Genomic DNA, 12,696 nt, shown 5'->3' on the forward strand with positions numbered 1-12,696 from the left:
GAGTTTACGCTCTAGGAGATTTTTGTTTGTCATTTTTTCTCAATTAGTTCAAGATAATTTTGATACAAAGTCTGACGCAACAATGGGTCATGAGCATAGATATAGGTGCCATATACTCCACGCTTAAACAGCACATTAATCATGTTCATAAATAATCGCTTTTTAGCTTGATTAAGTTGCTTTAGAGTGAACAAATCTTTGCGCTTTTTAAATGCTTCAATATCGGTGAACTTCTCAGGATCGATCTGCAATCGATTCGTTCCTGGAATCTGTGAAATCGGTGGACTTAAAATAATGCCAGTGTAATTCAAGTCGAAACCCTGACAAGTATAAATCGACCCTACTTCATTAATTGTCTTTGGGATTTCTGCCCAAGGCTTAGAAGTGTAATTGTACTGATCCCATGGCATCTTAAATTTTCCCTCAGTAATGTAATGCTTGCCGCCATCCAGTGTTGATGGATATCCCGTCGTTGATAAAATGCGCGATAATCCTACTTCATTGTTACGCTTGACTATCTCCTGTCGCATTTTTTCTGCATCATCAAAAATACGGAAATCGTAGTTCTGACGCGCATTCTGAGGGAATGGTAAAATTTTACCATCATCGGTGAAATGATTAAACCACTCAAGTAGTTCATCACTGGCATTTACTCTAAATTGATGTGTTAAATGGTAGTCTTCATGCGAATATTGATGAGTAATCTGTTCCAGTTGCTGGGTAGTCCAAAAAGTTTTAGTTCTTAAAACTTGATATGGATCAAAAACTAGAATTACGATTTTAGCTCGCTTAATTAACTCTACCAATTGATTTTGATAAGTAAAATTGTTGTACGGATCTGCCCGTGATAAAAGCAAGTGAGCTTCGTCAATGACTATTAAGTCTACGGTTGCACTTCTTTTGTCTAATTGATTAATCAGTGAGGTTGGACGAGTAAAATCTTTTTTATAAAGATGAGGCAAATTGCCAGCGATCTCTTTGTATACTTTTAAGATTTCGGGATGATTAACGACAAAATAATTAGTTGTTCCATATAATGCAGAAGTTTTATCTGTTCTGGCAGCTACTTGAATTTCATTGAACAAGTGCGCTAAAACGACGCTCTTACCAGTGCCAGCATCCCCATACACCGTAAAAATTGCCGGATAATCTTGTTTAATATGTTTTTTAGTGAATCGCAAAATGGTATTTACCAGTTTATTTTGCTCGGCTGTTAACTTTTTAAAAGGTGACAGCTTTTGAGTTGCATCATTAATGAGGTCGGTGGTCAATATGGTTACTCCCTTCGTAAAAATAAGTTTTAGGCTACTTAACTATTATATTACATTTTATATAGACTTAACTTTTTAATAATATTATCATTTAGGCAATAATAGAACAACAAAGGAGAAATATATGAACTTAGCAAAAATTCGTGGCGGCGCTGGCGACATTACCCAGCCTAACCTTAATGCACGTATTCAAGACAATCTTTATTTAGCCGTGAATTCCGAATGGATTTCTAAGGCGAAGATCCCTGCAGATCGTCCAGCAATCAGTAGCTTTGGCGAAATTGATTTAAAAATTGAAAAGGAATTGATGACGACTTAGCTGCCTTTGCTGCTGATAAGAAAGACATGCCTGCTGTCCCTAACTTTGACAAGGCAATTGCAACTTATAAGTTGGCCGCTGATTTTGACAAGAGGGATGCTGAAGGATTTAAGCCTGCTGAAGCTGATTTACAAACTTTAACAGATTTAAAGGATATTGCTAGCTTGAAGCAAAACTTGGCTAGCCTTTTCTTACGTTTTAGTTTTCCATTCTACTTTGAAGTAGAGCCGGATCGTAAGAATACCAAAGTTAACTCTCTGTCTTTTGACCGTAATTCTTTGATTTTACCTGATACGACTAGTTATCAATCCCCTGCTTCTAAGCAATTGCTCGCCGTTTGGCAAAAGCAAACCGAAAACTTGTTAAAATTAGCTGGTGTTGATGAAGCAGCTGCTAAAAAGTACACTGCTGATGCCCTTGCTCTTGATGCTAAGATTGTTAAGGTCGCTAAATCTGCCGAAGAGCGTGCAGACGATGTTGCACTATACAATCCAATTAAGACCAGCGACTTTGAAGAAAAGACTAGTTCTTTAGATTTAGGCCAATTATTAACGCAACTGTTTGATCATCAACCTGAGAAAGTTGTTGTTCGTGAGCCAAAATTCTTGGATCATTTTAACGAATTATTCAATGAAGCAAACTTTGCTGAACTCAAGGGTTGGCTCATTGCTATGTTTATTAATAAGGCTGCAGGATTCTTATCAGAAGAGTTCCGTCAAGCTGCATTTCCATTCCGTCAGGCTACTTATGGGCAAAAAGAATTGCCTAGCCAGGCAAAAGAAGCATATCACACTGCTAATCGTCTCTTTAGCGATGTAATTGGTGTTTATTACGGTCAAACTTACTTTGGTGCGGATGCTAAAGCCGACGTTGAAGATATGATCCATCGCATGATCGATGTTTATGAACAACGGATCAATGCCAATGAATGGCTGTCTCCTGCAACCAAACAAAAGGCAATTAATAAGCTGCGTGCTTTAGTGCTAAAGATTGGTTATCCAGATAAGATTGAACATGTTTACGATCTCTTCCAAGTTGAAGATGATTTGTACAGTACCCAAGCTAATATGCGAGAAGTTGATTGGAAATATAATTTTGCTAAATTGTACAAGCCAGTTGATCGCAGCGAATGGTATATGCCGGGCAACTTAATCAATGCCTGTTATGATCCGCAAAGAAATGATATCACCTTCCCTGCTGCTATCTTGCAAGCACCATTCTATGATCTTAAGGCTTCTCGTGCTACTAACTATGGTGGTATCGGCGTAGTAATTGCGCACGAAATTTCTCATGCTTTTGATAACAATGGCGCCAAGTATGATGAATTCGGTAATATGAAGAATTGGTGGACTAAGAAAGACTTCGCGGAATTTGAGAAACGTACCCAAGCCGAAATTGACTTATTCGATGGGATCAAGTATGGTCCAGTTACCTTGAACGGTAAACAAATTGTGAGTGAAAACATTGCCGATCAAGGTGGTTTAACCGCGGGAATCGAAGCTAACAAGAATGAACACGGCGATATGCAAGAACTGTTCAAGAATTATGCTCGAATTTGGGCAAGCAAAGAATCCCCTGAGATTATTAAGACAATTGCTGCTTTTGACGTTCATGCTCCTGGCCCTGAGCGAGTTAACGTCCAAGTTCAATGTCAGCCAGAATTCTACAAGGCCTTCAATGTTCAAGAGGGCGACGGCATGTGGCTTGATCCAGATAAGCGGGTAGTTATTTGGTAAAATTAGTTAATACTACAATGATAAGCATCTCTTAATGGGATGCTTATTTTTTCTTCTTTTAGAATAAAAATGGTGTAAAATATACCTTATTTCATTAATTCTATAAGGAGGAAAAAATAATGTTAACCGTCACACTCTTATACAACATAGTGCCTATCTTAATAATGATCGGCGTTGTTGTTGTCACCCGACATAAGGCTCTGCCAATTTGCTTATTGCTAATAATATATCTAGCAGCCTTTGCTATCACCTATTTTAAATTGGCATCCAAAAATATGCTTAGCATTATCTGGGGAAATTTAGCCTACGGTATCATCTATGCTGTAGCAACATATTTCTTAATGACTATTACTAAAGAAGAACGCCTCAGAATCAAGCTGATTGTTAAAGTAGTCTCAATTACAATTGCTGTTTTAGCTGTAGTTTCTCTGGGTGGATTCTTACATTCATTCCTGTCTGTGAAGCCTACCTGGAATTCGATTGATAAAGTATATTCTAAGAGTAATAAAGCGCCAACCTTCAAGCGTGGTGAGACACCCATTGCCTTGGCACCCAAGACAGTCATTAATCGCGTGCGCAAAGCTTCTTCCGATATTCCACATAGCCAATACTACTCAATCTCAGATCAAGTTCAGGCACAATTTTTTAGGAATAAACCAGTCTACGTTGTCCCTGTTGAATACAGTGGCTTTTGGCAAATGATGAAAGCCAGTAGCATTCCTGGTTATTTCATTATTGATGCTACTAAGCAAAATGCTACGCCACAATTCATCAAAAAACCGTATAAATTTGCAACAAGTGCCTACTTCAATAAGGATGCGGCACGCCAGATCTATCGTCATTCTACTAGTTGGCTTGATTTAGGTTCACCTCAATTAGAAATTGACAACAATGGTAAGCCATATTGGGTACAAACTTTGTACAAATCCGAGTTCTTAAGTCACCGTGTCAATTATCGTAAGCTACACGTGGCAGTAATGAATGCTCAGTCTGGAACCGTTAAGATTTATTCTATAAAAAATATGCCTAAGTTCATTGATGAAGGAATTACTACTGCAATTGCCAATAAGCTTAATATTGACTTCGGTAAGTACAAGTATGGCTTCTGGAATTTTAGCCAAACCGGTGTAATGAAGCCTACAGGCAATGGTGTTGAAGACGGTGTCACCTCTGTCTTTAATCGTGATGGCTCAATTAGTTACTTTACTGATTTTACTACCGATAAAACTGGTTCAGATTCAGCCTTAGGTTACAGCATGATTAATGCTCGCACAGGCCGGTTGACCTTTTATCGCGCTAACAACATTATGGATAGTGATGGTGCTAAGAATAATGCCAATCAGGATTATAAGGCTCAGCAATGGAAGGCCAATATGCCTATCCTGTATAACGTCAATAGTCGTCCAACTTGGGTCATGACTATCCTTGATTCGACAAGTGCAATACGTGGCTACTATTACCTAGATGCGGCTGATCAAAGTGTCTATGGAACTGGCTCTACCCCAACTAGTGCGCTTGATGCCTTTAGGCAAGCATTAGTTAACAGCGGCGCGAAGATTGGTAACACTGATAAGGCAACTATGAAAAGTGTTAAAGGAGTTGTCGACCGTGTTGCAGTTGTTTCCAATCAAAATAAAGTAATGTTCACTTTGAAAAATAGTAAGACGATTTATACTGTGAATACATCAGACTTTGATTTTGCTAACTTGATGAGACATAATGATAAGGTGAGCTTCAAGGCTAATATTATTGCAAAGAAAAGCATTGGCAATGTAGCAGAATTTAAAGATGATAATTTAAGATAGACGTACGACGATATCTGTGCTTTTTAGCGTGGATATCGTTTTTTATTTGCTTTTTGATTGAAATTGAATGGAGTTTGTTTTTTTGTTTTTTGATGTGGGTGGCATAGTAAGTTGTTTTTTATTTTTAGTTTAGTAACAACGGATTTATATAGCATTTAGTAAAAAATAAAGTCGATATTTTCTATCGACTTTACTTAATTTTAATTATTCAACTGGTTTAAATTTTTTAATATTCACGCTCTTTACATACTTATTATGACCGATTCTGTACGCTGTCTTGCGGTAATGCTTAATAGCTTTGTATTTGCCACCATATACAGTAACTTTAGTGCCCTTCTTTAAGAGTTTCCGTGATACACGTTTACCATTTGACTTATAAACAAATGAGTTTCTCTTCAAGGTAACTTTTGTACCAGTAACATTTCTTACACGTACATACTCATCGGTATCAACAACTTTATAGAAATGTTGTCCCTTGATTGTGTAAACTTTAAGTTTACCATTCTCATCAGTGACCAGGTTCAATTTTCCATAACCTGAAACAACTTTATCCGTCTTTTCAAGATCTTTGGTATAAAGAACTGACTTATACATTACTGTAGTCTTCTCACCTATTTCAGCCGGTGTATGAGACTTTTCTTTATCAGTATCTTCTTTTTTATCGGAGTCATTATTTGTAGACGGAGTTGCTGGGGTTGATTGAGGATTTGAAGTTGGTTCTTGATTTACTTCAGGTACTGTTGGAATAACTGGTTGAATTGGTTCAATTGGTTTATCTGGAATTTTAGGAGCTACAACCAAGTTCTTAGACAAAGTATCAAGTACCTTCTCCATTGTCTTAACTAAATCAACCTTGCTGTTTCTATCGTTTAAAACCTTCTCAGTTGCTGTAATAGCTACAGTTAAGGCTGCACTAGATTTAGAAGTATACTTAGTCAAGTCATGCTTCTTAGCTTGAACTAATTTAGCACTCAACTTTTGCTTTTCAGCTGCTAAAGTCTTATCTGCTGATTGAGCTGGTTTTTCTGTCTTTAATGCTAATGCTTTTTCTGCTGTATCAAGAAGAGTAGAAGTATTCTTAACATCATCTACATTTGCATCCTTATTATCAAGTACCGCATAAGCTACTTTCAAAGCACTAGTAAACATTGCCTTAGAAGCATCTGTGTATTTATCAAGATCCTTCTTTTCTGCTGCGCTAACTTTGGCTTGCAAATCATTTTTAGTCTTAGTTAAAGCTTCATCTTTTTGTGGAGTTGTAGTAGTCAACTTTTGTTTAGCTTCAGTTAAAGCTTTAGCTGCTTGCTGAACTTCTGCTAATGTAGCATTTTCCTTGCTTAATACATCCTTAGCTTGCTTTAAGGCCTGTTCATATGCAGACTTAGAAGAAGTAGTGTACTTGGTCAAATTCACCTTCTTGTTAACTTGTTCGCTTAATTCTTCCTTTGCCTGTTTCAAGTCCTTATCTTTATCAACTTCAGGCTTAGTTGGCTTTTCATTTAGACCTGTTACTTCAACAGAAACAATCTTAGATTCATTACCATATTTATCAACAGCCTTAAACTTCATTGTTTCATTCTTGGTAACCTTAACTCCATCAGTAGGAACGGGCTTAAACGTCTTACCATTGTCAGTACTATACTCGACTTTAGCATCTTTTACTTGAGTCGTTGCTGTGATAGTACTTGATTTGCCATCTTTTGCCTTAACCTGCTTAATTACAGGATTATCCAAAGTCTTAGCTGGTTCATAGTAAACTGTTACAGCTTGCTTGCTAGAATTACCTTGAACATCAGTAACCTTAACTTCAAAGACATTCTTACCTGGCTTCAATTCAACTTCATGCTTAAAGCCTTTCTTAACACCATCAGTACTATGATAATCGACATCTGACCAATTAGATTCAACATCATTGTCATTAATTGCTAAGTCATAGAACTTATAATCATCGCTAACAGTCCCACTAATAGTAAATTTATCTTTGGTAGTATAAACGGTATCTTTTCCATTAAGATTCAAAGCTGGAGCATTAGCATCTACGTAGAAGCTCAATCTTTCTTGACTAGTTTCTCTAACTGTTGAATCCCCTACAAGAGCTGAAAAGACCTTAGCGCCATGTTTACCAATGTCTAAAGTTAACTTAAACGTTTGGTCAGGATTAATCTTTACATCCTTACCATCAATTTGCAAAGTAGTGGTTGGTCTCTTAACTTTACCAGTAATAGTTAACTTGCCAGTCTTTGGATCGTAATTCTTAGTCTTAGCATTAACATTAGTAGTGCCCCAGCTTATGTCATTATCAAAGGTGACATCCCCACTAGCAACAGTGATCTTGCCCCGGTCACTAGACTTAACTTTTTGGGTAACAGTAGATTTATTACCATCAGCATCAGCTGTAACTATAGTAACGTCATTCTCACCATATTCTACCGGCACTTCAGCACTAAAGGTATGATCAGCTGCTAGCTTAGCAGGTACTTTTTGATCACCATTCTTGATTTCAATGCTCTTAGTATCAGCACTTACTTTACCAGTTAATTTAACAGAACCTTCTGATGTTTGGGCCAATTTAGCAGTCTTACCATCATAACTCTTTGTTCCATCAACGGCTAAGCTTTCTACCTTAGCAGGAACCAAGCTAACTGCAATATTCTTCTGTTCAATCGGAGTCTTATGATCTTCATCAGCATAGAACTTAACTGCCATCTTGTAATCGGCTTTAGCTACTGGAATATTAGTTTCAAAACTATTAGTAGTCTTGTCATACTTAACGGTTAGGTCGTGCATCTTATGATCCTTATCAGTGTAAGTTCCATAAAGTTGAGCAGGATACGTCCCTGTTACTGTATAATTACCACTTTTAGCGTCATAATTATCTGTCTTAGAACTAATCTTTTCAGGCAAACCACCATTGTCAAGAACTAATCCATAGGTGCTTTCGCCTGGCTTATTGCCCTTGCCTGAAGTAGTACCTGCGTTAGCTGCATTATCAAATAAGGCTACCGAATAATCATTTTTACCCGCAGCTAAAGACTTAGCTTGTGCATCAGTTAGATTAATCTTAACTTGTTTAAAGCCATCTTTACCTGCTTTAACTGTAGGATCATATTGAACTTGACTAGAAATACCATTGACTGAAACATTCGCATCCCCACTCAATCCACTAAGTTCATCCTTAGCTTCTGCGGTCAAAACATATTTAGTTTGTTCTTTTCCTTTGGCATCTTTAATCTTGGTAGAAACAAGCTTTAAGTTTCTTACTGCTGGTTTTGTATTATCTACCTTGACAGGAATATCATAATGTTGTTGTTTCTTTGTTCCATCTACTGTAGCTACAATTCTATACACATAACTACCTTCTGGAACACTAACTTTTTTACCCTTTTGCTGATCAAAGTAAGTTCCATTCCAAGACGGTGCACTATCAAAGTAAGTATATGTTTGGCCTTGAGCATAGTAATAAGTCTTCGGTACATTAGCCAAGGTAGCTAAAGTATTAATTACCTTACCCTTGTTGTTCAAGATCTGAATCTTTACATTATTAGCATTTCTATACAAGTAGTAAGTTGGCTTAATCCACTTAAATTGACTGTCTTTTGCAGTAGAAATCGCAAACTTAGACGAATCAAAACTGTACTGACCCTTCTCATCCTCATTCAAACCTGGATTAGTATTATCAGAATCGTTACCTACTGTTACAGTAGTACCCATAATACCTTGGTCAGGTTGAAAGACATTCTTGTCATTTAATTTAGCGAAAATTGGTATATCATTACTTGCCCAATCACCATAAAAGCCCATATAAGGCAATCTTAACTGCGACTTATTATCTGATGACTTAAATGTCAAAAAGCCCTCAACATATTGATTTTCTTTAAAACCATTCGGCACTGTTAAAGTCAATGAAACTTCTTTAGTCGAATTAGCGGGTACTTCAATCGATCCATTTACCTTAACCGATGCTCCATCAATCTTCTTATCGTATAAGACTGCATTTTTATCAGTAGCAGAAGTGTAAACGTCCGAATCTTTACCATTATTAGCTAGCTTATAAGTAAGTGGCTTATTAGTTCGGTTAGTGAATTTAACGGTAAACGTCTTAGTATTTTCTTTGAAATCTTTTAATTCAACGGCTGGATAATTATTACCAGCAGCAACTGTTGAAGGATTCTTAGCTATTGCGTTAATAGCTGCTTGAGCATTAATAAAACCAGCACCTTGCCGCCGAGGTGAAACAATTACATTTTCATGACTGACATCAGGCTCAATACTTGCTGTATTCATTTCAATATTCTTAACAAAAGCAGTCTTTTCACTAGCACTCATCTTTTGATAGAGATTATAGAAGGTACCCTTCTTATCACTCATTGCTTGTTTAACTAAAGCTTGAGTTCCGGCAATAAATGGAGAAGCCATTGAAGTTCCTGACATATTGGTATAGCCATTATTATTTTGAGTTGACCAAATATTACCACCAGGTGCAGAAATATCAGGCTTAAAGGCCAAATTAGATACGGGACCATATGAAGTAAAGCTTGACATCAGATCAGATTTAGTTGTCGTATTAGCCAAAGGTTGAACTTCAATATTGACCTTTAATGCTTCATTAGGATGTCCTTCAACATATTTAACTAAAGCAGCACCAGCAGTGTCAGACAATCCTGCAGTTGGAAAGCCCGCATTATATTGCGCATTAGTCAGTGGACCTGCTTCATTATTAATAACAATCAAACCTGCGGCTCCGGCTTTTTCTGCGAATTTTTGCTTATCTGTAAAGGACAGATCACCACGTTTTACAATTGCAATTTTACCCTTAACGTCAGACGTATATTGATCAGCAGACCCTACACCTAATTTACCATCCTTACCTTTAACGACATAGAACTGTTTATTGTTAAAGAAAGTCTTATCTGTACCATCAGAAAGTTGGGTAGTTTCTGGACCTAAAATAGTAGTCTTACCATCAGCAGATTTAATAGTAATTCCGCTTGTAGTAATTTTAGTATTTTTAGCAGAAGATACAGTAGTTGCACTTCTAGCTGTACCAGGGGTACCTACCGTTTCCATATCAGGGTTACCATAGTAGGCTTTATTGTTGCCTTCAGACTCTGAGTTAGTAGTACCAGCATTACCAGCCGAAATTACTGCAGCAGTTCCTTTCTTAGTAGCACGATCAACAGCAGCAATTTCAGGATCATTGTCAGTTTGCTCACCTGAAGTAGAACCTAATGACATATTCAGGACATCTGCATGCAATTTAGCAGAGTCATCAATTGCACCAATGATACTAGTAGAATCAGTAGTTGCTGAACTATCTGAATTAGAAAAGACTTTCATTGCCAATAATTGTGCTTCAGGTGCAACACCAACTACAGATTTAGTATTATTTGATGTTCCGTTAGCTGCAACAATACCAGAAACGTGCATCCCATGTTGTTCACTAGGATCATCATCAGTAATCTTTTCATTATTATCAGCATAGTTGTGACCATAAGGAACTTTATCAGTAAAGTAACGACCATAGCCTGCCTTCTTGGTGAAGTCGGCAACGTCTTTTTGAGATAGTTTTGCTTGCTTATCATCACTTAGACGCAAGTCCTTATGATTAGGATCAATTCCTGTATCAATAATTGAAACGACTGTACCTTGACCCTTATATTTATAGTTGTTCCAAACAGTTGAAACATTGGCCATATTATCAGCAGACGAATCATTAGTATAATATACTTTAGCTAAAGTAACTGATTTAACTCCAGGCAATTTTCTCAACTTCTGAATATCTTTAACCTTAGCTTTAGTTGCAAATCCATTCACAACGTAACCATAACTCTTACCAATTGCTTGTTTGGTAATAGCTTTTACTTGGCTTTTAACTGTAGATTGAGAGGCAATTACTTGCTTAGAAGCTTGTTCAATCTCGGCACTGCTTGCATTTGCTTTAATACTGCCATTAGTCGCAGCAGGTGCGGATTTTAATTGAATAATTACATCAACATAAACATCTTGCTTTTGCTTAGGTGTTAAATGCTTAAAAGCTACACCTTTAGCAGCAAGTTGTGCTTCAATCGCCTTTTGAGTTACTCCAGTTGTAGTGGTTTTAACTGTAGCGGCTGCTTTTTTACTAGATTTAGTTTGACTTTCTACACTAGCTTTTACATTATTCTCTGCAGTGGTGAATGCAGGGATACAGGATAAAGCCGCTGCACATAAAAGAGTGCCTACATATTTACTTCTCTCCATAAGATGATCCTCCCATCTTGATTAAGGATAAATTACATAAAAATTAATCATATTTAAGTTTTTATTAAATTTATTAATTTTAATTAGACATTATATTAGCACAATTCTAAAAAATTGCAAGCTTTTATTTTGTTAATTTCTAAATAAAGTTGATCCCATCATGTCTTATATTGTGAGATTTATGATTAGTATTAATATTAAGTTGATATTAAATTTATAATATGCTTTAATATGATCCATTAATACCATGTTGATTTGGAGGTAAATTTATGAACCAACCAGTAAAAGTTTTTTTGACTTCTTCAGCTTTCTTACTTGCCTTCAGCCTTACCGGCTGCTCAAAATCAAATAATACTGAAGTTGCCCAATATGGAAAGAATAAAAAAGTTACCCAAGAAGAATTTTACAAAGCAATTAAAACTTCTCCTAGTAGTAATACGATTCTAGCTAATTTATTAATCTATGATGCTTTGAATGAACAATATGGAAAGAAACTCAGTTCTAAAGCAGTTAATCAAGAATATAATAATTACAAAGAACGTTATGGTGATCAATTCGCATCTTTTTTGTCGCAGAATGGTTACACCACTACTTCATTTAGAAGAATGATCAAAATCAATCTTCTTAGTAAGATTGCCTTAAAAGCACAAATCAAACCAACTGATAAACAATTAAAAAAAGAATGGAAGACCTATTCACCTTCTGTTACTGTTCAACATATTCTAACTACTGATAAAAATACAGCCAACACGGTAATTCAAAAGTTAAACAATGGCACAAGCTTTGCAAGTTTAGCCCAAAAGTATTCAGTCGACAGCTCTTCTAGTAGCAATGGCGGAAAAATTGCAGCATTCAATAAGGACAATAAACAACTAGATTCTAGTTTCAAAGACACTGCTTATAAATTAAAAAATGGTGAATATACAACTACTCCAGTTAAAACTACTAACGGGTATGAAATCATTAAGATGATTAAACATCCAGCTAAAGGGAACTTCGAAGAAAACAAACAAGATTTAATCAATAACCTTTATGACAAATGGGCTGCCAACTCAACCGTTATGAAAAACGTCATTAGCCAGACGCTTAAAGATCAGAAGGTTCAAATCAAAGATAAAGATCTAGAATCCGCACTTGATCAATACAAAGGATCAACTAAATCCGCAATAAATTAACATAAAAGACCTAGTACCAATTACGGTATTAGGCCTTTTTGATTGCTAATTTTTACTTAGTGTCTACTTATTTTTCTTGTTCCCTGCAGTGACTTTGACAAGCACATTGCTTATCATTAACCATTGGGCAATGGCAGATGCCATCTTTCC

General features: G+C 36.4%; 4 protein-coding genes and 1 pseudogene. 3 read left to right on the plus strand and 2 right to left on the minus strand.

The window, feature by feature from the left end; all coding sequences use genetic code 11:
• Positions 1-29 precede the first annotated feature (29 nt).
• The gene (locus tag ICI50_RS05155; RefSeq protein ID WP_188892071.1) at positions 30-1,271 is read right to left on the minus strand and encodes a DUF2075 domain-containing protein; all 1,242 of its coding nucleotides are present in this window, start codon (positions 1,269-1,271) and stop codon (positions 30-32) included.
• A 124-nt stretch (positions 1,272-1,395) separates the two neighbouring features.
• On the opposite strand from ICI50_RS05155, the pseudogene ICI50_RS05160 reads away from it, so the two are divergent.
• Together ICI50_RS05160 and ICI50_RS05165 are read left to right on the plus strand one after the other, a co-directional pair.
• Positions 1,396-3,326: pseudogene (locus ICI50_RS05160) on the plus strand (M13 family metallopeptidase).
• Between the two features lie 119 nt (positions 3,327-3,445).
• Complete coding sequence (locus tag ICI50_RS05165; RefSeq protein WP_188892073.1) at positions 3,446-5,131, plus strand: hypothetical protein; 1,686 nt, start codon at positions 3,446-3,448, stop codon at positions 5,129-5,131.
• 204 nt (positions 5,132-5,335) lie between these two features.
• On the opposite strand, the gene ICI50_RS05170 is transcribed toward ICI50_RS05165, so the two are convergent.
• Positions 5,336-11,371, minus strand: coding sequence for a S8 family serine peptidase (locus ICI50_RS05170; protein ID WP_188892075.1), 6,036 nt, complete (start codon positions 11,369-11,371; stop codon positions 5,336-5,338).
• Positions 11,372-11,640: 269 nt separating this feature from the next.
• Between ICI50_RS05170 and ICI50_RS05175 the strand changes: the two genes are divergently transcribed.
• Positions 11,641-12,546, plus strand: a complete 906-nt coding sequence (locus ICI50_RS05175; protein ID WP_188892077.1) for a peptidylprolyl isomerase PrsA — start codon at positions 11,641-11,643, stop codon at positions 12,544-12,546.
• Positions 12,547-12,696: the final 150 nt, after the last annotated feature.

The sequence above is a fragment of the Lactobacillus kefiranofaciens genome (genome assembly GCF_014656585.1).
GTDB lineage: Bacteria > Bacillota > Bacilli > Lactobacillales > Lactobacillaceae > Lactobacillus > Lactobacillus kefiranofaciens.